Below are 20,875 nucleotides of genomic sequence, written 5' to 3'. Positions count from 1 at the left end.
CCCCTCTCCCTCACCGGTCAAGCAACCCCCCGTCGCCGCCGACCGTCTCGAACCCCTCGCCCTCGTTCTCGTCCTCGTGCAGGGTCACGTCCCCGTACGGGTCCTCATCCTCGTCCTCGTACAGGTCCGCGCCGAGGTCCAACTCCTCGCCGAACTCCCCGTCGAACTCCTCTTCCGGCCAGTCCTCCACCCGGCCCGCCAGCCCGCGCGCCCCGCAGCACCGGCATTCCACCAGCCCCCGAACCATGTCCAGGACGAGCTGATCCTCCTCCCCGCACACCGAGCACGTCAGGCCGTGTAGTACCTCCTCGACGCTCACCGTGCATCCCCGCCCTCTCCGCTCTCCCCGTGCTTCCCGTCGCTGGACACCGTCCAGCGGCGCTCCATCTCCTTGACGTCGGCGTCGCTGACATACGCCGCGCGCACCCGCAGCGGTTCCGGCCGGTTCTCCAGCCGCACGAACCCGATCCCCGCCCCGACCTCCGGGTTGTCCGGGTCACGGGGGATCTGGTCAGCCAGAGCCCCCCGATCCCGCGCCCCGTCCCCGAGAACCATGTCCACCTGTTCGGCCTCATCCAGGCGCAGCGCGATCCGGTCCGGGAACAGGTTGCGGATGGACAGCACGTCCTTGCGCGGGTCCTGGAGCGCGGCCACCACCCCGATCCCCACCGCCCGGCCCTGCGTGGTCAGCGTGGACAACGCCGCCATGATCCGCACCCGCAGAGCGCGATCCGGCTGATAGGCGGTCAGGAACGCCACCTCATCCACGATCACCAGAATGAACGGGTCATCGATCGTCGGGTCGTGGTCACGCCGCACCCCCGCATACCGCGCCGCACGCTCCTGCATCACCTCCACGGCCTGCTCCAGCAGCAGCGCACACGCCAGCGGAGACGCTCCATACCGGCGAAACAGCCGCTGACCGTAGGACAGCTCCATCCCCTTGGGGTCCAGCGCCCACAGCTCCGCCAGCCCCTTGGCCACAGCGGGCATCAGCCCCCGCACGATGCTCCACAGCCACGAGCCCTTACCGGCCCCCGTCGCCCCCGCGATCAGCACATGCGTGCCGTGCACCTTCAGCCAGTACCGCCGCCCCGTCTCATCCAGGCCGACCAGAACCTTGCGCACACTCGTGCCCACCGGATACGGCAGCGCCGCTATCGGCGTGGCCAGCGCATCGCGCCGAGGGAAGAACAGCAGCAGCCAGCCCGGCCTGACCACCACCATCCGGCACGACACCGCGCCGAACCCATGCGCCAGATTCGCGTTCTTGACCGCCCAGTCCTCATCGGACTGACCGCCCAGCATCTTGACCAGGACCTTGTCCGTCCACGGACCCGACCGCACACGCACCAGATCCGGCAGGAACCCCCGCCCGCCGACCGAATGACCCAGCCCGGACACGGCCATCACCCCACGCCACCGACGCCGATACAGCCACAGCCACCGCCACCAGCTCACCAACGGCCAGCCGACGACGCGGGCGAACGAGCGTGGCAGTACCGACCACCACACGCCCAGCATGAACATCTCCACCGCCAGCGTCAGCAGCAGCGCCCGCCAGCCGAACAGGTACAGATACGCACCCGCCGCCCCCCACAACGCGCAGGCGACCGGATGCCGCCACACCATCCGTGCCAGCCCGCCGACCAGCTTGAACAGGTGCGAAATCAGGAAGACGATGCCGGGGGTACGCACCACCACCGGCCGATAGTGGATCTGCGTGTCCGGACGAGTGGAGACGACGTTTTCGACCTGATCACCAGGCAGCTTGCGCAGCACGAAGCACACACCTTTCACCGAGAACCCGAGACGGGGGGAAGACCGCTCAACGCGATCAAGGAAGGGAAGGGGAAGGGGCGAGGAGGGAGGAGGGAGAGCAAGGGAGAGGGGATCACGACGGGCCCCGGAAGCTGCCCGGCCGGAATACCAGGCAGCTCCCCAGACCGTCACGGCGCGGTGTTCGCGATCACCTCACCAAGAGCCGCCTAGACCACGCGCACACACGTGGCAGGCACATACCCGGCCCGGCCGCGAGAGGTGACGCTGTACCAGTCGTACCCGCCCCGCCCGCACTTGCTGCCGTAGCCCGACCCATTGGGACGCACCCGCGTGCAGCTCCTGAGAACGGTCCCGCGCCGCACCGTGTGCAAGATCATCCCGTTCGCGAACGGGAACTCGCGCACGGCGACCCGGCCCCCGGTCACCTTGATTTTCCAGCAGGCCGACACCTGACCCCGCGCCGAGCTGGTCAGCGCGTGGACCGGCCCCGCCGCCACCAGGAGCCCGAGCGCGGCGAGGACGGAAGCGGCCAAGAGCGTGGACGGCTTGAACATGACAGTTCTCCCTTGATACATGGGAACGATCCCGTTGGACACGGACTGTGCACACCCCGGAAGGCCACACGGGCAGCGCAACCACCACCACCCGCCCATCCAGGAGTTCACGACGGCACACCCTGACCGAATGCACCGCCAGCCGGACGGCCGCGTGTCACCGCCACCACAGACGGAGCCGCAGACCTGACCGGACGAAGAGACCCGCGCGAATCAGCGCAGCGCGGATGCGCAACCACCACAGCAGCTATCGGCCCCACGCCGACAGCCACACAGGCAGCGTGTTACGAGAGAACGCGCCCCGACGACGCCCCGGGCGCACCACAACCCGGTCTATGCCACGCCGCCACCGTGGACGGCCCCAGCCCCCTCCCACAAGGCAGCGCCACCGGCACCACCCCCGGACGTACCCCCGCCCCGCAAGCCAGCACCCCCGGCCCGGACATCACGCAGCGTCCTTCGCGCCACCCCGGCCCGGCTTCGCGCCCCGCTCAGGCACGCCCTGCTCCGGCGCCGCCCGCAGACCCGTAGCCTTGAACGAGTACGCCATCCGGCCGTTGGCCGCAACGTACGGGGTCACCGTCAACCCCTCGAACACCACCGGCACGAACGGAAGCCCCACCATCGACGCCGGGGGAGCCGGAATCACCGGCTCAACCCCAGAAACGATCTTCACCGCGACCGCCTTAGCGGACGCCTTCAGCGACGGGTCAGCGTCGATCACCGGCACCGACCACATCAACTCGCCCGACACCTTGTCCCGCGCCCTCACCTCACGATCCTTCGTCGAAGCATCGAAATCGAGCACCGGGGACACCTCCCCCGCAACAAAACAGCCGTGCGGGAACGCCATCTCCTGAGAAACCGGAATCGCACCTTGTAGGGCCATCTAACTCCCGAGGTCGTGAACGATCTTTACATATAAGTAACGAACAACGTACCCAAAAAGTTCCCGCGTTCTCCCAGCTCAGAGCACCATTACCGTTATTACGGACACCCTTAAAGGGCGGACCAAACACGCCGAATTCGAGACAAAGACGGGCGTATTCGCCACCGACGCAACAGCATATGCGCCTTACGCCCCATTAAGATCAACGCCGCCCGCCGCAAAACGGATCTTGTGTGATCTGCGTCACACTCCTGGGCGGTTCAAGTTGCCGAATTATTCTTATGGTAATCAAGGGGCGGCGGCCCTCCCCGCCGCCGCACGGCGGGCGACGCCCGCCGCGCCGCCCGGCCAGCGGATCCGGGCATGCGGCCTGGGGGCCGGTCCCGGCCCGCGCCGACCAGCACGCCGAGCGCAACCCGCCGCCCACCGACCACGGCCAGCCGCCGTACACACCCCAGCCCGCCGACCGGCCACGCGCCACCGCCCATAACCTGCACGCACGCACACGAACTCCAAGCATCACCGTCGTGACATCTCTTGATCACACAAAGCCGTGGCGGCGCCGGCCGAACTCGCTTGCGCTCGCCCTACGGGTGGCCTACGGCCATTCCGCCGGCCCCGCCACTCCCGCATGTTTGAGCAACCTATGGAGAAGCGACCCGCCCTCGTGCCTGTAGGCCGGGGACGGGTCGCTCACGAGGGAGGTATCGCACTAGCCGTCGAGGAACAGAAGCGCGGCGATCGTCTTGTTGCAGACGTTGCAGTGCATCGGTGCCTCTTCGGAGGCTAGGTCGCACTCCATCATGGTCACGCGATCCACAAGACCGCTGGTGAGTTCGTCCTGCCACGCGCCGTGCCAGCGGTGGGTGTTCTCGGTGAGACCGTCCACGTACCGGGCCGTCATCTCGTAGAAGGCGCGGACCCCATGAGCCTTCATGTAGGTCCAGTTGAACTGGAGAGACTTGACCGCGATCGGGAAGGGGTGCTCGGCCGGTCCCCGTGCCCAGCGTTCGGACACGTCCTCGATGTCCAGACGCCCGGCGCGGGTGTCGAGTTCGCGCCACATGCCGTTGACCTCGTACTCGCTGAGCACGTCAGCGAGCAGGCGTCGCGTCTTGGCCAGGTTGGCCAGCTTGACCGCGAACAGCGCCTCGACCGCCGCTAGAGTCCCCTCGTCCTGATCCTTACGAGCGTCCTCGATCGCCTTCTTGAGTTGCACGGAGTAGGCGGCTTCCCAGCACATGCACTCACCGAAGGTGGCCCAAGGGTCGGGCCAACCCTTCTCCTGGATTGCCGCGAAGATCCGATCGCCTTGCACACCCATGTGTACCTCCTGGTTGTGTTACTGCGACGCGGCGCACCGTCCCTTTAGATGCTCCGCGAGCTTGTGAACGGGAACGCGCGTCTGTTCGCCAGACTCCATATCCCGTACCGTGACCGTTCTTTCGGCTCGTTCCTGCTGCCCGTAGATAAGCGCGAAGCGCGCCCCCCTATCGGCCGCCCACTTCAATTGCTTCGCCAGTTTCCGGCTTGAGCCGAGATAGACTTCGCTCCGCAGCCCTGCTTTGCGAAGCTCGCTTGTGAAGCCCATCAGCTCTGCGGCCGAATCCTCATCGATGGCAGTAACGGCGATGTCTGTTTGCCTGGCATCATCGCGTTGAGAATCGAGGAGGCCGATAATCCGCTCCACGCCAAGCGAACCACCGCAGGCGGGTACGTCCGGTCCACCGAGATTGGCGATGAGATGGTCATACCGGCCGCCACTGGCAATTGAGCCTGGCATTCCCGTTGCGACCACTTCGAAGATTGTGCCCGTGTAGTAGTCCAGGCCACGGACCAGGCTTGGTGTGAACTCCAGGCGAGAACCACCTACGCTCGCTTTGGCCAGATCGATCAGGCGATCGATCTCCTCTAGCCCGGCCCGTCCTCCCGCGTTGTCCTTGAGCATGACCCGCACCCGGTCCACCGCGTCGTCAGCCGTCAGGTCGTCGACCAGCGTCCGCGCTGTGGCACCCTCCAGGGAACGCGCTGACACCAACTCGCCCACCACCGCATCGGGAGCCAGCTTGTCGAGCTTGTCGAGCGTGATGAGCACACCGCCGCCCAGATCGGAGGGGATGCCGTAGACCTCCAGCAAGCCCGACAGTGCGCGCCTCGAATTCACCAAAACGCGGAAATCTACTACCCCTACGGCGTCGAGCGCTTCAGCTACCGCGCAGACGACTTCGGCGTCAGCCATCGGCGACGTGGAACCCACCACATCCACATCGCATTGTGTGAACTCCCGGAAGCGGCCCTTTCCCGGACGGTCAGCTCGCCATACCGGCCCCATGGCGTAGCGCTTATACGGAGTGGGAAGCTGTGAACCGTACGCAGCGACCACACGCGCCAGAGGAACTGTCATGTCATAGCGCAGTGCCAGGTCAGCCGCTCCGGTCGCTTCGTGTTCCCCTCTACGCAGGATCTTGAAGATGAGCTTGTCGCCTTCATCGCCATACTTGCCGGTCAGCGTCTCCAACCGCTCAAAGGCAGGTGTCTGCAACGGCTCGAATCCGTACCGCTCGAACACGTCGCGAACCACGGAAAACACGTGTTCGCGCATCCGAAGGTCTCGCGACAGAAAATCGCGTGTACCCGAGGGCGGGTCGAACTGCTGCGATGCCATAATCGGCCTCCTTGTTTCGAAGCTAACCTAAATGTGGAATGAAGTGAGCTATCCCGAACGGATACATCCGACTGGCGCGAGGTCCGCCCGTATGGCGAGAGTTGCATGTTTGACCGACCGCCTTTGGCGATACTACGGCAGGCCACTCGACATTGCACGCATCCAAAACCGGCAACTGTCACACTTTAAAAGACAGCACACCAACCACGTATGGCGAGAGACATCTTGACCAGGCCATACGCGCATCCTTGCTAAGAGTCGAGAACATGTCACCAGTTCGGGCAAACGCGATTCAACGCCTAGCCCACAGGTGAATAATCTGACCCCACACGTGACGCTACTGTAGTTTAGCTATAGTCCTATACGCCTCCTCTGGCTCGTTTACTCCGCTTATCTGCTAAAAGCCCCATCTGTGGGCTTTTGCCGCATTTCCTTTGCCTCTCTTCGCTCGCCGCAGCCATGATCCCCTCATCGGAGCCGTACCGCAGGGTGAATGAGGGCGGCAACGCAGGCGCTCGACCCTCTGACATGAGGAGCATCAACCGCGCCGCCGCCCTCCCAGGGGTGGAGTGTCTCCCCAGAAGGCCCCCACCACAGGACCCTCCCCAACTCCACCCCAGCTCATGAGCATCAGCTATCGCACATGCCCGCACAGCAGAGCGTTCCAAATGCCGTCCGCGACGCGATCGGTCCAACGGGCCGTCTCATGCGTCACCCTTGTCTCGTTGAGAGAACGGTGACGGCGGATGTAGCGCGCCCCACCAAGCGTCACCAACTCGTACACCACCGGCTGACAGTCGCAGGTCCACTGCAACACCCGCGCCTCAGGTTCACCCTCACGCGGGAGCCCCCACGCCAGCAGTTCGCACTCCGACGACGGAGCGGAAACGTGCGGCGATTCGCAGCGAGGCGGACGCCACCCCAAACGGATCATCCCGCCAACCCCCCGACCTCCCACGCCGGAGGATTGATGGCCGCCTCACCCGAAGACGCCGATCCCGTCACCATGGACACCTCAGCCCAGACGATGAGCTGCCGTCCGACCAGCGGGCGAGTACCCCAGACGATCGAGACTTGCGACACGATCAGCAGGCCCCGCCCGCGAAGGCAATCGTCAACAGGCGGGCGCGGACGCGGAACGGTGTCCGCCCCGTCGTCGGTGACCTCGATCCGTGCCCGTACCGCATCGATGGCGATGACATCCACCGCGACGAGACCGCCGCTACGTCCCGAGGTGGTGTGCTGTAGAGCGTTCGAGATCAGCTCGCTCGCGATCAGTTGTGCGTCGTCCACGTCCCGGTAGCCCGCCGCCCGAAGGACCGACCCGACACAACGGCGGGCCACCGGCACGACCCACCTCTCGCCCGGGAACACCATCTCGCTCAGGAACCGCTCTTCCGCTTTCACTGGGCCTCCTCCCAGATCCGCGTAACCGCGTTGTCGTCATACGCAGCCACCCACCGACCCCGACCGTGACCCCACGTAAAGACCCAGTGCTTACCCCTCAGCACCGCCCGAACCCGCAGAACCCCCCGTGCCCGAGGAACCGAAACGAACGGCTCGACCCATCGAGGCCAATGCACCGACAGGCCCACATCGAGCCGAGACAGATCCCACGCAGGTCGCACTAAGTGAATGAAGCGTTCCTCATCGTGTTCGGGGTGCCGCATACCATCACCTCTTCGGGGTTGCGCTGCCCGTGCCCTTGAACTCCGCATCGGTTGGCCATAGCCACGGCTTAGCCTGCGGTGAAGCCATCGTGCATGAGCAATCCTTCAAATGCAATAGTGCATGTGCAAGTCGCGGCTACGTTCCGCTAGGCTGTCCGGCGTGGCACGCTATAAGGCTCCTACGACCCGCTTGCGGCGGCTTGCCCTGGAGCTGCGGCAACTCAGGGAGCAAGCAGGTCTCAGCCCTCAGCAAGTTGCAGATGCAACCGGGCTCGTTGCATCCACGCTGTTCCGCATCGAGAAGGCAAAGGTCCGACCGCAGGCCCGCACGCTGCGAACTCTCTTTGATCTGTATGACGTGCCCAGCAAGCACCGCGAAGAGCTCGAAGCTCTTCTCAAAGCGGCGTCAGATCAGACGTGGCTCCAGCCGACATCCGAGCACTTGCCGGGCCCGTACGCGGCCTACATTGGCTTCGAGCGAGAGGCGAGTGCTCTCCTCAACTTTGAATCTTCGTTCGTGCCTGGCCTGCTCCAGACAGAAGAGTATGCACGGGCGGTAATTGTCGGATCAGTACCAAAGGCGTCGCAGGAGGAGGTGGACGACCGCGTAGCGGCGAGGCTCGCACGACAGGAACTCTTGACGCAATCGGACCCGCTGGTACTCCAGGCGGTGATCGATGAAGCGGTGTTGCGTCGCAGGGTCGGCGGTCGGTCTGTCATGCGCGCTCAAATCGAACGGCTGAGAGCAGCGTCCCGCCAGCAGAACGTCACACTGCAAGTGATCCCGTATGACGTGGGGGCGCATCCTGGCATGCACGGAAGCTTTGCGATCCTTCGCTTCCAGGAAGCTCAAGACGTTGTCTACATGGAGTCAGGTACATCCGACCTCTTCTTGGAACGACAAGAAGATATCGGGCGGTATACACTAATGTTTACGGATCTTCAAGCCCTGGCTACCAGCCCAGAGACAACAGATGCCCTCTTGGCCACCGTGCTTGAAGAGACGTGAAAGGAAAAATCCATGGAAGGCATTGACCTGTCGGGCGCTAACTGGCGTACGAGCAGCCTCAGCGGTGGCAACGGACAGTGCGTAGAGGTTGCCTTCGTTGGCCGACATGTGGCTGTGCGACACAGCAAGAACCCTGATGGCCCCGCGTTGGTGTTCACCCACGCTGAGTGGAGCGCGTTCCTTGATGGCGTGGGCAAGAGAGAGTTTGATCTGCCGCAGTCGATCGACTGACTCGTTGCGAGCAGGCCCAAAATGACGGAAGTCCGGCCACCCTGAGGTGGTCGGCTTTCTTGCGCGCTACTCATCGTGAGAGGTTCGATCGAGCCTCCGGCGGGGGCTCCGCTCCGGAATGAGCCCCGCGCGGCACGAGAGGGCCGTAAGTGGCTGAGGTTGGCCTGGTCATTCCGCCCGCATCACCCCGCCCGAGGCAAGCATGCCGAGCCCTCCGGGTAAAGCCCGTCTCTGGTCGTTGGCATCTCATGATCGAGGAATGGCGACCGGCTAACGTACACGCGAAGACGGGCTTGACCCTCCGGTCCCGGCATGCGGCTATCGGCAGCGGGGCGACGCGGACGGAATGACCAGGCCGGGGTGGGTAGTGGAAGCGCCGGACAGCGCCCCTGCTCAGGTGGTGTCCGTCCTAAGAAGTGTAACAATTCTGCATTGGTCTTGCCGCTGCCGTTCGGGCCGATGACACCGGCGATCTGACCGTCGTCCACGTCGAGATCGAGCCGCTCGATCAGCGCCCGTCCGGCCCGCTCCACCGACAGCGCACGCAGGGAGAGGATCACTTGCCGCCTCCGAACAGGTAACCGCGACGCCGGATCAGCACCACGAAGACCGGTACGCCCACCAGCGCCGTCAGGACGCCGAGCGGCAGTTCCTCCGGCGCGAACAACGTCCTGGCGAGCAGGTCGACCCAGACCATGAAGACCGCGCCCGCCACGGGAGCCACCGCCAGCACGCGCCGGTGCGAGGAGCCGACCACCATCCGCACCATGTGCGGCAGCACCAGCCCGACGAACGCGATCGCCCCGCTGACCGCGACGATCAGCCCCGTCGCCATCGCGGTGAGCAGGAACAACCCCCTGCGTACGGCCGCCGCGTCCGTGCCGAGGCTGGCGGCGGTCTCGTCGCCCAGCGACAGGACGTCGAGCGCCCTCGCGTGGCGCAGCAGGAGCACGATGGTGACGAGCACGCCCACGGTCACCGGCGGCAAGGACTGCCAGGTCGCCGACCCGAGGCTGCCCAGCAGCCAGAACAGCACCGTACGGGCGGCCTGCCCGTTCGGCGACAGGAACACCAGCACGCTCATCAGCGCCTGGAACCCGTACGCCAGCGCCACCCCGATGAGCACCAGCCGCAGCGGCGTCATCCCGAGCGGCCCGCGCGCCGCCAGGTAGACCAGCGCCGTCGCGCCCAGCGCGCCCAGGAAGGCCGCGACCGACAGCGCGTACACGCCCAGGCTCGCGAACAGCCCGAACACCACCACGGCCGTCGCCCCCACCGAGGCCCCGGACGAGACGCCCAGGACGAACGGGTCGGCCAGCGCGTTGCGCACGAGCGCCTGGATCGCGACGCCCACGACGCTGAGCCCCGCCCCCACCACGGCCGCGAGCAGCACGCGCGGGGCGCGGACGTTCCACACGATGGAGTAGCCGGTGACCTCGTCCGCCCCGATGCCGCCGCCGGTGAGCGCGGCGAGCAGATAGCGGACGACGTCGCCCAGCGGCACGACCGCCGGGCCGAGCGCGATGCCGGCCAGCACGGACACCACCAGCCCGGCCGACAGCACCAGCAAGATCAATGCCAGCCGGGCCCGGCCGGCCTCGGATAAACGGACAGAGCGGGACGGAGCAGCCGAGAGCACATCCCTCGCCATGAGGGTCCCTTTCGCGCATGCGGCAGCCGTGACGGCCGCCTGAGGTCGTCAGGAAACGCGGAAACACCCGCCCGGACGAGCGAGGGCGGGATCAGGCGGGCGGCGGGCCTCTCCGGACCACGGCGTGGGACAGCCACAACGGAACGGCCTCGGCCGGCGTCCGCTCAGGCGCGACCGGGCCGGGCTGCGCCCACACCACCGGGACGGTGTGGCGGTACACGTACCAGACCACGTGCGCGGCCACGCGGCGCAGCGACGCCCACAGCGCGACCTCGCCCCGGTCGAGCCACCACGCGGTCAGCAGCGTCGCCACCGCGTGCACGAGCACCATGCCGACGCCCTGCGAGAGATCGCCGTGCCCGGTGTGGGCGTCGCGGACGAGATCGCGGTACGCCGAGGTGAACAGCAGATGCGAGACGACCTGCCCGGCCGCGAGCAACGCCATGATGACCGCGAACGGGCGCTCCCTGCCGGTGGCGGGGAAGCCGATCGCCAGCCCCACCGCCAGCGCCGACGCGAACGTCTGGGCGGTCACCGTGCCGCCGGCCAGCAGGTGCGCGGCCGATGCCAGCCCGGCGCACCCCACGGCGAACACCGCCGAGCGGGCCAGGCGCACCATCATATCAGCGGGCATCCCCCACATCATGGCACGAAGGCCCCTCCACCACGATCCTCCCCTGGCCCGTCCCTGGGGCGCATAGGCTGGTGAGGTGATCTACGTCAGCACGCCCCTCACCCCCGAGATCCGCCGGGCCGCCGCCGCGGCCTGGGGCGTCGAGGGGGAAGGGGAGCGCCTGTACGGCGGGGAGGAGTCGGCGGCCTACCGCCTCGGCGGCCACGTGATCAGGATCGGCCCCGAGGGGCGCACCGCCGCCGAGTCCGAGTGGTGCCACGCCGTCGCCCGGCACGCCGCCGCCGCCCTCCCCGAGGCCGTCGCGCCGCTGCCCGCTCCCGGCGGCGCCTCCGTCATCACGGTGGCGGGCCGCCCGATCTCCTGCTGGCCGTACGTCGCGGGCTCCTGGCCCGACTCCGACGTCCCCGCCGTACGCGTGGCGGGTGCCCGGCTGCTGGCCCGCCTGCACAGGGCGCTGGCGACGTACGACCCCGGCCCGCGCCCGGTGCCCGCCTTCCAGGAGTCCGGCCTGTACGGCACGCCGCCCGCCGACGCCGCCGAGCTGGCCGATCCCGGCCTCGACCGCTGGCTGGCCGACTTCCACGGGCGCGACCCCGTACGCCATCCGCTGCACGGTGACTTCTACACCGGCAACGTCCTGGCCAGGGACGGCCGGCTCGTGGCGGTCCTCGACTGGGACGAGGCCCTGGTCGGCCCGCCCGAGCTGGAGCTGGCCGCCGCGGCCCTGGAATGGGGCGACGACGTGAAGGGGCCGAGCGAGGAGTTCGTGGCGGCCTACCACGACGCGGGCGGCACCGCCGGCCGGCTGGACGAGGAGGCGCTCGCCCAGTTCGTCCGGCACAAGCTGCGCAGGGAGTACGCCTACTTCCGCAGGGCCGAGCGCGCCGGGGTGCGGCACGACGAGGAGGACCTCGAGTACCACCGCCTCAGGGTCGAGCTGTTCCATCGGCTGCGCCCCTGACGGCAGGCGGCCGTCCTCCCCGCCGGTCCGCGCCCTCCCCGGTCACGGCTCGGACAGATGTTCAGCAGGAAGAGGAGTCCACCGCGGTCCCCTCGGCGCAGGCCGCGGCGACCAGGGTCGCGCGCAGGGCCGTGAGGCTGGGCGGCATGGTGTTCGCCGGTTCCGTGCCTCCCGCGGGGACCGACGTCGCCGTGGCCGACGGCTTGCTCGTCGGCGTGTAGCAGGGTTCGACGAGGTCGTCGCAGGTCGGCGAGGGAGCGGGCTCGGTCTCGCCGTCCTCGGAGACGTAGGTGTACCCGAGGAGCTGCGCCGCGCGCTGACCGTCCATGAGCGGCGCGATCACCGGGCTGCCCGCCGCCTCCTCGACGAAGAGCCCTTCGCCGATCGGGAGGTGGACGGAGCGGGCGTAGGCCAGCCGGGCGGGGTCGGTGACGGGGCGGCCGAGGAGCTGCTGCCGGTCCGCCAGGTTGTGGACGAACATCAGGCCCGTGCCCGCCGTGCCGACGGACTCCTTCAGCTCGGCGAGCGAGGTCGTGACCGGCTGCTCGACCTGCACGCGGATCTTGCCGTCGGTGTAGCCCTGACCGAGCCGACCGGCTAGCACCTTGTCCACGCGCACCACCAGGCCGGCGTAGCGCATGGCCGCGTCCGCGCTGTCGTAGGGCACGACGGCCGCGCCGTCCGCCGAGTCGTCGGAGGCGAAGGCGATGCCGGGCTCGATGTCCACCACCGTGCCCTGGACGAGCGCCCCTGCGGCCCTGAACGCACCGGAGTCGGGGGCTCCTGGGACGATGTCGGCCACCGAGTCGAACAGGTACTCACCGTCGGACACGCTGGCCCCGTAGCGCAGCGTCCCCCAGAACGAGGGTTCCGAGCGGTTGAGCAGCGTCCCGGCGAGAGTGCCGGTGGCGACGGCGGCGACCAGGGTGAGGACCACCGCGAGGCGCTTCTTCACGGTCACCACGCCCCGTTGACGTGCGAGCGGTCGTGGCTGCTGTAGGTCTGGGTGGTGGAGGTGCCCTGCTTCATGCAGGAGGTCAGGTTGGTGTGCCCGAGGCCGATGGCGTGCCCGATCTCGTGGCAGGCCGTCTTCTTGCGGATGGCCGTGGTCTTCATGTCGGCCAGGTCGAAGCGGAGTTCGGCGCGGTCGCACAGGTACTCGCCGCCGATCTGGGCGAGGACCCTGACGCACTTGGTCGAACCGGTGATGTTGACGCCCGTGCTCGAACCGTCCCAGTCCTTGCCCCAGTAGTCGGTGTAGTACGCGTCGTACATCACCAGGTCGGTGTGCGTGCCGGCGGGGCTGTCGTAACCGCCGATCCTCAGGTCGGTCTGGTAGTCGAGGTTGGCCATGCCGTAGTCGGCGGCGGCGATCATGTTGCTGGTGAGGGTGGCGCCGTTCCAGTAGATGTCACGGTTGTCGGTCTTGGGACAGCACCAGGAGGGGTGGTAGATGTAGAACCCAAACGTGTTGGCCACCACTGGTCCGGCGGCCGTGAGCCCGGCCGAGAGTGACGCCACGATGGCGAACACCAGAGCGAGTGCTAACTTGCGCATGAATGAGGAATCTAGGCATTCCCCGGGTGGCCGAAAGATCGAAAAGGTGAACCGGCCCGCAACAGGGGATGCACAACGGCTGACGCCGGCGATGGGCCTGCCTGGCGGGCCCCGCTAGGCGCCCGCGCCGGGCACCACCAGGCCCGACTCGTACGCGAGCACCACCAACTGGGCCCTGTCGCGCACGCCCAGCTTGGTCATCGACCGGCTCACGTGGGTCTTGGCGGTGGCCACGCTGATCACGAGGTGCTCGGCGATCTCGTCGTTCGACAGGCCCCTGGCGACCAGGGTCACGATCTCGCGTTCGCGGCCGGTCAGCGGGTCGAGCGCGCGGGTGGGCAAGGGGCGGGGCGGGGTGCTGACGTACTCCTCGATCAGGCGGCGCGTCACCGAGGGCGACAACAGCGCGTCGCCGCGCGCGGCCACGCGTACCGACTGCAGCAGGTCGCCCGGCTCGATGTCCTTCAGCAGGAAGCCGCTGGCCCCGGCCCTGAGGGCGGCGAAGACGTACTCGTCGAGGGCGTAGTTGGTGAGGATCACCACGCGTACGCCGTCCAGCTCGCGGGTGGCGCCGATCCTGCGGGTGGCCTGGATGCCGTCCATCAGCGGCATGCGCACGTCGAGCAGCGCCACGTCGGGCCGCAGGCGCGCGGCCAGTTCCACGGCCTGCGCGCCGTCGCCCGCCTCCCCCACCACGGCGATGTCGTCGGTCAGCTCCAGCAGGGCCCGGAACCCGGCCCTGATCAGCGGCTGGTCGTCGGCCAGCAGCACCCTGATCACGCCGGGACCGGCCCCGTCGGCAGCTCGGCACGCACGGCGAAGCCGCCGCTCTCACCCGGGCCCGCCGTCACCGAGCCGCCGACGGCGACCGCGCGCTCACGCATCCCGATCAACCCCATCCCCGGCCCGGGTGTGCCCGGTTCGCCGTCGTTCTCCACCCGCAGGACGACTTTCGCGTGATCGTATTCGACGGTCACCGTGACCGCCGCCGTGCCCGCGTGCCGCAGCACGTTGGTGAGCGCCTCCTGAACGATCCGGTACGCGGCCCGGTCCGCCTCGGCCGCCAGCGCGTACGGCTCGCCGACGACGGTGTGCGAGACCCGCAGCCCCGCCCGCTCGGCCCGGGACACCAACCGGGGCAGCCCGGACAGCCCGGCCTCGGGCTCCTCCGGCCGGCGCAGCACGCCCAGCGAGGCGCGCAGCTCGTTCATCGCCTCCCGCCCCGACTCCTTGATCGCGGCCAGCGCCTCCCTCGCCCGGTCCGGATGGCGGTCGAACAGCTCCACGGCCAGCGCCGCCTGCACGTTGACCACCGAGATGCTGTGGGTGAGCGAGTCGTGGAGCTCCTGGGCGATCCACAGCCGCTCCTCGCCGGCCCTGCGCAGCGCGGCCTCCTCCCTGGTCCGCTCGGCCTCCTCGGCCCGCTGCTCCACCGCCCGCAGGTACGCCCGCCGCGCCCTGGCCACCTCGCCGGCCACCACCATGGCCGCCAGCCAGCCGCTCAGCAGCGTCATCCAGTTCCCGGCCGCGGGGTCGTCGGCGGCCAGCGCCATGATCGCGTACACCGGCACGGCCAGCCCGGCCGCCAGCCAGATCGCGGCCCTGCGGCGGCCGAGCGAGGCCAGCGTGTAGATCGCGGCCAGCGCGGGCCCAGCGGTGAACACGCCCGGGTAGCGGGCCCCGTAATAGACGACCGCGCAGGCCGCCGCGACGGCCCCGGCCGCCAGCGGGCTGGTGCGCCGGAAGGCGAGCGAGAGCGCCGCGATCGTGATCAGCGTCAGGCCGGCGGGGTCGAGGGGCCGTTCGAGGGGGCCGGTCCACGACAGGTTGCCGTACGTGCCGCCCACGATCGCCGCCAGGGCGCCCACGGCGACCAGCGTGTCCACCTTCCGGCTGTCCATTCCCACAAGGTAGGCGAAAGTCCCCAGAACGGACGTCATCCCGTGGTCGTACGTTCGTGGCCCTCAGCGGCCCGCGTACGTCTCCGGGCGTACGCGGGGAAGCCGTCCGGGGCGGGATGTCTCCCGGGGTCCGTCCCTGGAGCATTCCTGCCATGAGCTCCACAAATCCTCAGCCGGGACCGCGCGGCTGGATCGTCTGGTCCCTGCGCGTGACCGCCACCGTCCACCTGGCGGGCGTGCTCGCGCAGGCCGCGCTCGCCGGGCTGTTCGTCACCGGCGACGTCGACCTGCTGACCTGGCACCGCGACAACGGCGGCGTCACCCACAGCGTGCTCTACCTGCAGCTCGTGGTGTCGATCCTGCTGTGGCGGCCGGGACGCGGACCGGGATGGCCGGCCCTGGCCGGTCTGGGCCTGGTGGTGCTGGAGACGGGGCAGGTCGTGTTCGGGCAGTCGCGGATCCTCGCGCTGCACTTCCCGCTCGGGATGGCGATCTTCGGGCTGTCCGCCGTCTTCACCGCCTGGACCTGGCTCGCCTTCCGGAGGGCGGCATGAGGCGGGTCTCGCGGCGGACGTTCCTCCGCGCGCTGGGCGGGGCCGGGCTGGGCGCGGCGGGGCTGGGCGGCCTGGCCGGGTGCGGCGGCTTTCCTGAGCGGGCCGGAGAGCTGCTGGCCGGCGCGGCGCCGCTGCCGGAGCCGTTCACCGTGCCGCTGCCGATCCCCGAGGTGGCCCGGCCGGTGAGCCCCGGCCGGTACGAGGTGACGCAGCGGGTGGCCGCCGTCGAGATCCTGCCGGGCCTGCGCACCGAGGTGTGGGGGTACGGCGGCGCCTTCCCAGGGCCGACGTTCGAGCTGCGGCGCGGCACGCCCGTGACGATCACCGTACGCAACGAGCTGCCCGTGCCCACCTCCACCCACCTGCACGGCGGCGTCACCCCGCCCGACTCCGACGGTTACCCGGCCGATCTCGTCGTGCCCGCGGGCCACACCTCTCACCGCTCCCACCCCGGCGAGGTGCTGCACCCGGTGACCAAGGACTACCGGTACCCGGTCGAGCAGCGGGCCGCCACGCTCTGGTACCACGACCACCGGATGGACTTCACCGCACCGCAGGTGTGGCGCGGGCTGGCCGGGATGGCGCTGGTGCGGGACGAGGAGGAGGACGCGCTCCCGCTCCCCGGGGGCGAGCGGGAGCTGCCCCTCATGATCTGCGACCGGTCGTTCGACGAGGACGGCTCCTTCCGCTACCCGGACGGCGGGCATCACGGCGGGCATCACGGCGGCGCCGCGCTGGACGCCGCGTACCTGGAAGGCGTGGAGGGTGACGTCATCCTGGTCAACGGCGCGCCCTGGCCGGTGGCCGAGGTGAGCGCCACCCGCCACCGGCTGCGGCTGCTCAACGCCTCCAACGCCCGCCGATACCGGCTCCGACTGTCGCCGGGCGGACGGTTCACGCAGATCGGCAGCGACTCCGGCCTCCTGGCCGCACCCGTGGCGCACGACGAGCTGCCGATCTCCCCTGGCGAGCGGTACGACGTCGTCGTGGACTTCTCCGCCTACCCCGTCGGCACCGCCGTCACCCTGGTCAACACCCTGGCCGACGGGCCCGCGGGCAACGTCATGCGGTTCGTCGTCACCCGCGGAGGGCGTGACGACAGCGCGGTGCCGCCGGTCCTGTCACGTCCGCCCGACCGGCCGCGTCCCGTCACGACGCGCACCTTCGACTTCCGCAGGACGGACGACGCCTGGACGATCAACGGCCTGCGTTATCGGCCAGGGGCGCCGCTGGCCCGCCCGCGCCTGGGCACCGCCGAGGTCTGGCGGCTGACCAGCGACTTCCACCATCCCGTGCACGTGCACCTGGCCCACTTCCAGGTGCTGGCCAGGAACGGCAGGCCACCGGCCGCCACGGACGCGGGCTGGAAGGACACCGTGGACGTGCGGCCGTACGAGGTCGTGGACGTGCTCGCCCGCTTCGACGGCCACCGGGGCCGGTACCTGCTGCACTGCCACAACCTCGAACACGAGGACATGGCGATGATGGCCGACTTCGAGGTGGTCTAGCACGCCACGCGGGGGGCACGTGCGGACCGGCCACCGGCGCAGGCCCCGCTCCGATGGCCGGCGCCCGTCACCAGCCTCCGGCGTGCCCGTCCTTGCGCGGGTCAGAGCCGGCCCGGTAGACGCCGTTCACCGGGCGCTCGTACGCCTCACCCGTGCGCGGGCCGTCGCCCTTCGGCAGGATGGGCTCGGGCAGGCGCGGATCCGGCTCGAACAGGATCCCCTGATAGCCGCCCGCGTGGCCGTTGGCCCGGTTGAGCCGGTGGCCCATCTCCTGAAGTCTCGGCCCGACGAGGTCGTACAGGTACGTGTCCAGGCTGGTGACGTCGTTCTCCTGGCTGTGGTCGAAGCGGGCGACGTCGGTCGTGGCCTGGACGTTCATGCCGAGATCGATCAGGTTGACCACGTGCTGCGCGTGGGCCTGCGGCTGGGTGCCGCCGCCCATGTTCCCGAAGGCCATCACCGGCCGGCGGTCCTTGGTGAGGAAGCCGGCGATGATCGTGATGAACGGCCGCTTGCGCGGCTCCACCACGTTGGGATGGGTCTCGTCGAGCGTGAAGCCGGACCCCCGGTTGGCCAGCGCGAACCCGTAGCCGGGCACGGTGACCTTGGACCCGAAGCTGGAGTAGACGCTGTTGACCAGGGAGACCATGTTGCCCCAGCGGTCCGCCGTGGCGAAGTAGACCGTGCTGCCCTGGTCGGAGCCGGTGACCTCGAGCGGCGTCGCGCGGTCGGGGTCGATCCTGTCGCACAGCGTCGCCGCGTACTCCTTGGAGAGCAGGCGGTCGAGCGGAGGCGGGTCGAACTTGGGGTCGGCGTTGTAGCGGTGCAGGTCGGAGTAGGCGAGCTTCTTGGCCTCGATGAGGAGGTGCCAGTAGCGCGGGTCGCGCGGGCCCAGCTCGGCCGGGTCGAGGCCGAGCCGCGGGGCGCACACGTCGAGGACGTTCAGCAGCTCCAGGGCCGCGAATCCCTGGCCGGGCGGCGGAAGCTGGTGCACCTGGTAGCCGTGGTAGTCGGTGGAGAGCGGCGTCACCCATTCCGACTGGTACTGCGCGAGGTCATCCGCCGCGATCACCCCGCCCGCGGTCCTCGACTTCTCCACGATGGCCCTGGCGATCGGGCCCTTGTAGAAGGCGTCCCGCCCGTCCTTCTGGATCAGGCGCAGCGCGCGGGCCAGGTCGGGGTTGCGGAAGACGCTGTACAGCTCGGGCGCCTGCCCGCCGGGCAGCCACGTCCGCGCCGAGTCGGGGTCCTCCCTGAGCGCGTTGGCCGACGACCTCCACTGGCCGTGCATCACCTCGTGGACGGCGAAGCCGTCCTCCGCGTACGAGGCGGCCGGCTCCAGCACCTCCTCGAACCCCATGCTGCCGAAGCGCTTCAGCAGCGCGTCCCAGCCGGAGACGGTGCCGGGGACGACCGCCGAGTTGATCCCCCTGCCGGGGACCTCGTCGACGCCGAGCGTGTCCCTGAAGTAGCCGACCGTCCACGCCTTGGGCGCCCAGCCGCTGGACGCCAGCGAGTAGAGCTTCCTGTCCTTCGCCGACCAGACGATCGCGAACAGGTCACCGCCGAGACCCGTGCTCATGGGCTCGACGGTGCCCAGCGTCGCCGACGCGGCGACGGCGGCGTCGACCGCGTTCCCGCCGGCCAGCAGGATCCGCTCCGCCGCGGCGGTGGCCAGCGGGTTGCTCGTGGCGGCGACGCCGTTGCGCGCCAGGACCTCCGAGCGCGTCTGGTCCAGGTACCCGGCGGGGCGGGTGGCCGGAACCGCCTTGTTGTTCACCCCGGGATTGGGCGTCGTGGCGTTCGGCCGGCCGAACGGGGTCTCGGAGCCTGGTCGAGGTTGGGCGAGCCCCGTTCCGGGCCCCGCGTTGAGCAGGAGGAGGATCGCGGCGGCTGCCAGAAGTCGGCCTGCGCGTCTCATGGGTCTCCCTCTCCGCCTGGGTGCCCGGTGATTCACATACCGCATACAGAATGTGACATACGAACCAGACCGCTGCAATAGACCCACAGTCGGATCCCTTGTCGGATCCTCCGCCCGGGGCGGCGTACCCCCTGACCGGCCGGTCAGTCCACGGCGGTCAGCCCTTCCGCGATCTTGCGCAGCTCGCGGTTCACGGCCGCGTCATCGGCGAACTCCTTGACGTACGTGGGGCTGAACATGATCTGCGCCCGCCGCTGGTCACCCATGTTCAGGATGAGCGTGGGGGTGCCCTTTCCTCCGTCCTCGCCGACCCCCTCGACGACCAGGTACCCGGTCCGGTCGCCGATGGTCACGCTTTCGCCCTCCCCCTCGTCGCGGTACACCTGCACGCTGTTGTCGACCTCCAGGACGGCGTCGCCCTCGTTCACGTAGATCTGGACGCAGTAGAAGCCGTCCTTGTCGCCGTCGAAGTTCCACGAGGTCGTGTACCGGTCGCCGTAGTTCAGGGACCAGTTGGACCACTGCAGGCCCTTGGGCAGGTAGCCCACCTTGACCCGCCCGAACTCCCGCCCGTCGCCCAGGTCCCCGAAGCTCGGCGTCTCGGACGGCATGGGCGGGGTGTCGTCGATCGCGGGCGGCGCGGGCGTCTCGGACGCGACGGGCGTCTCGGAGACGTCGGGCGTGCTCATGGCGCCCGGGGCCACCGTCAGGTAGAGGGGCCCGGTCGCGAGCACGGCCAGCGACGCGGCCACGGCCGCGATCCTGCCCCGCCGCCTCTTCCGCCGCGTGGAACGGACGACCCGCTCCGCGAGGTCGGGGGCGGGGACCAGTCTCGCGGTCTCATCCGCCATGATCTGCCGGAGCCGGTCCTCAAGCGTGGGCATTCCCGATCACTCCTTCCAGGGACGTCTCACCGAGCGCCGTACGCAGTTTGGCCATCGCCTTCGACGCCTGACTCTTCACCGTGCCGATCGTGCAGCCGAGGACCTCCGCGGTCTGCGCCTCACTGAGGTCCTCCCAGTACCGCAGGACGACCACCGCGCGCTGCCGGGGCGGCAGGCCGCGCAGCGCGTCCATGAGCACGTGGCGCAGGTCGACGTCGGTCGATCTGGCCGGGCGCTCGGGCGGGACGCGTACCGGGACGATGTTCAGGATCGCCCGTCTGCGTGCCCGGCTGATGGCGGTGTTGATGATGACCCTGCGCACGTAGGGCTCGGGGGTGTCGTGCCGTACCCGGTCCCAGTTCCGATAGGTGCGCTCCAGCGCCGTCTGCAGCAGGTCCTCCGCCTCCGCCTGGTCTCCGCAGGCGAGGTAGGCGACCCGCAGCAGGGTCGTGGCCCGCGCGGCCACGAAAGCGCCGAAGTCGTGCTCCGCGCCGCTCACTGCTG

21 protein-coding genes are annotated in these 20,875 nt (G+C 69.1%); 5 read left to right on the top strand and 16 right to left on the bottom strand.

All coding sequences use genetic code 11. The features are described from left to right. Positions 1–10 precede the first annotated feature (10 nt). From ACZ6S0_RS38275 to ACZ6S0_RS38245, 7 genes are all read right to left on the bottom strand, one after another. On the bottom strand, positions 11–319 hold the full coding sequence (locus ACZ6S0_RS38275) for a hypothetical protein (RefSeq protein ID WP_465924221.1): 309 nt from the start codon (positions 317–319) through the stop codon (positions 11–13). Continuing rightward, on the bottom strand, positions 316–1,782 hold the full coding sequence (locus ACZ6S0_RS38270) for an FtsK/SpoIIIE domain-containing protein (RefSeq protein WP_465924220.1): 1,467 nt from the start codon (positions 1,780–1,782) through the stop codon (positions 316–318). Before ACZ6S0_RS38270 ends, ACZ6S0_RS38275 begins: the two co-directional genes overlap by 4 nt. Positions 1,783–1,988: 206 nt before the next feature. Further along, the gene (locus tag ACZ6S0_RS38265; RefSeq protein ID WP_465924219.1) at positions 1,989–2,336 is read right to left on the bottom strand and encodes a hypothetical protein; all 348 of its coding nucleotides are present in this window, start codon (positions 2,334–2,336) and stop codon (positions 1,989–1,991) included. Between the two features lie 445 nt (positions 2,337–2,781). Beyond that, on the bottom strand, positions 2,782–3,144 hold the full coding sequence (locus tag ACZ6S0_RS38260; RefSeq protein ID WP_465924218.1) for a plasmid replication, integration and excision activator: 363 nt from the start codon (positions 3,142–3,144) through the stop codon (positions 2,782–2,784). A gap of 793 nt (positions 3,145–3,937) precedes the next feature. Continuing rightward, the gene (locus ACZ6S0_RS38255; protein ID WP_465924217.1) at positions 3,938–4,549 is read right to left on the bottom strand and encodes a hypothetical protein; all 612 of its coding nucleotides are present in this window, start codon (positions 4,547–4,549) and stop codon (positions 3,938–3,940) included. Between the two features lie 18 nt (positions 4,550–4,567). Beyond that, positions 4,568–5,890, bottom strand: a complete 1,323-nt coding sequence (gene hisS / locus ACZ6S0_RS38250; RefSeq protein ID WP_465924216.1) for a histidine--tRNA ligase — start codon at positions 5,888–5,890, stop codon at positions 4,568–4,570. Positions 5,891–6,820: 930 nt separating this feature from the next. Further along, the gene (locus ACZ6S0_RS38245) at positions 6,821–7,297 is read right to left on the bottom strand and encodes an ATP-binding protein (protein ID WP_465924215.1); all 477 of its coding nucleotides are present in this window, start codon (positions 7,295–7,297) and stop codon (positions 6,821–6,823) included. A 423-nt stretch (positions 7,298–7,720) separates the two neighbouring features. Between ACZ6S0_RS38245 and ACZ6S0_RS38240 the strand changes: the two genes are divergently transcribed. Beyond that, positions 7,721–8,569, top strand: a complete 849-nt coding sequence (locus tag ACZ6S0_RS38240) for a helix-turn-helix domain-containing protein (RefSeq protein ID WP_465924214.1) — start codon at positions 7,721–7,723, stop codon at positions 8,567–8,569. Positions 8,570–8,581: 12 nt separating this feature from the next. After that, positions 8,582–8,800 (top strand): DUF397 domain-containing protein, encoded by a 219-nt coding sequence (locus ACZ6S0_RS38235; protein ID WP_465924213.1) that lies wholly within the window; start codon positions 8,582–8,584, stop codon positions 8,798–8,800. Between the two features lie 556 nt (positions 8,801–9,356). Here ACZ6S0_RS38235 and ACZ6S0_RS38230 read toward each other — a convergent pair. Both ACZ6S0_RS38230 and ACZ6S0_RS38225 read right to left on the bottom strand, forming a co-directional pair. After that, on the bottom strand, positions 9,357–10,451 hold the full coding sequence (locus ACZ6S0_RS38230) for a FecCD family ABC transporter permease (protein WP_465924212.1): 1,095 nt from the start codon (positions 10,449–10,451) through the stop codon (positions 9,357–9,359). Between the two features lie 91 nt (positions 10,452–10,542). Then, positions 10,543–11,085: an MFS transporter gene (locus ACZ6S0_RS38225; RefSeq protein WP_465924211.1), complete on the bottom strand. Its 543-nt coding sequence runs from the start codon at positions 11,083–11,085 to the stop codon at positions 10,543–10,545. Positions 11,086–11,161: 76 nt separating this feature from the next. Here ACZ6S0_RS38225 and ACZ6S0_RS38220 point away from each other — a divergent pair, with 76 nt between their 5' ends. Beyond that, positions 11,162–12,046, top strand: a complete 885-nt coding sequence (locus ACZ6S0_RS38220; RefSeq protein WP_465924210.1) for a phosphotransferase enzyme family protein — start codon at positions 11,162–11,164, stop codon at positions 12,044–12,046. Positions 12,047–12,107: 61 nt separating this feature from the next. Here the strand turns inward: ACZ6S0_RS38220 and ACZ6S0_RS38215 are convergent, their stop codons facing one another. The 4 genes from ACZ6S0_RS38215 to ACZ6S0_RS38200 form a co-directional block, all read right to left on the bottom strand. Beyond that, positions 12,108–13,001, bottom strand: a complete 894-nt coding sequence (locus tag ACZ6S0_RS38215) for a hypothetical protein (RefSeq protein ID WP_465924209.1) — start codon at positions 12,999–13,001, stop codon at positions 12,108–12,110. A 2-nt stretch (positions 13,002–13,003) separates the two neighbouring features. After that, entirely contained in the window at positions 13,004–13,603 is a 600-nt protein-coding gene (locus ACZ6S0_RS38210) for a hypothetical protein (RefSeq protein WP_465924208.1), read from the bottom strand. A 114-nt stretch (positions 13,604–13,717) separates the two neighbouring features. Continuing rightward, positions 13,718–14,383 carry a response regulator transcription factor gene (locus ACZ6S0_RS38205; RefSeq protein WP_344885095.1) on the bottom strand — a complete coding sequence of 222 codons (666 nt, stop codon included), beginning with the start codon at positions 14,381–14,383 and terminating at the stop codon, positions 13,718–13,720. Continuing rightward, positions 14,380–15,504, bottom strand: a complete 1,125-nt coding sequence (locus tag ACZ6S0_RS38200) for a sensor histidine kinase (protein WP_465924207.1) — start codon at positions 15,502–15,504, stop codon at positions 14,380–14,382. Before ACZ6S0_RS38200 ends, ACZ6S0_RS38205 begins: the two co-directional genes overlap by 4 nt. 152 nt (positions 15,505–15,656) lie before the next feature. Between ACZ6S0_RS38200 and ACZ6S0_RS38195 the strand changes: the two genes are divergently transcribed. Further along, positions 15,657–16,058 (top strand): hypothetical protein, encoded by a 402-nt coding sequence (locus ACZ6S0_RS38195; protein ID WP_465924206.1) that lies wholly within the window; start codon positions 15,657–15,659, stop codon positions 16,056–16,058. Next, a complete protein-coding gene (locus ACZ6S0_RS38190) occupies positions 16,055–17,566 on the top strand; it encodes a multicopper oxidase family protein (RefSeq protein ID WP_465924205.1) in 1,512 nt (503 codons plus the stop codon). Before ACZ6S0_RS38195 ends, ACZ6S0_RS38190 begins: the two co-directional genes overlap by 4 nt. A 67-nt stretch (positions 17,567–17,633) precedes the next feature. On the opposite strand, the gene ACZ6S0_RS38185 is transcribed toward ACZ6S0_RS38190, so the two are convergent. From ACZ6S0_RS38185 to ACZ6S0_RS38175, 3 genes are all read right to left on the bottom strand, one after another. Next, positions 17,634–19,487 (bottom strand): gamma-glutamyltransferase family protein, encoded by a 1,854-nt coding sequence (locus ACZ6S0_RS38185; protein ID WP_465924204.1) that lies wholly within the window; start codon positions 19,485–19,487, stop codon positions 17,634–17,636. Between the two features lie 143 nt (positions 19,488–19,630). Beyond that, on the bottom strand, positions 19,631–20,371 hold the full coding sequence (locus tag ACZ6S0_RS38180; RefSeq protein ID WP_465924203.1) for a hypothetical protein: 741 nt from the start codon (positions 20,369–20,371) through the stop codon (positions 19,631–19,633). Beyond that, entirely contained in the window at positions 20,358–20,870 is a 513-nt protein-coding gene (locus ACZ6S0_RS38175) for a SigE family RNA polymerase sigma factor (protein ID WP_465924202.1), read from the bottom strand. The genes ACZ6S0_RS38180 and ACZ6S0_RS38175 overlap by 14 nt, the downstream gene beginning before the upstream one ends. Positions 20,871–20,875: the final 5 nt, after the last annotated feature.

The sequence above is a fragment of the Nonomuraea sp. NPDC051298 genome, from assembly GCF_055586305.1.
Note: the sequence above shows the minus strand (reverse complement) of the source record. Positions and strands in the feature narration are given on the sequence as shown.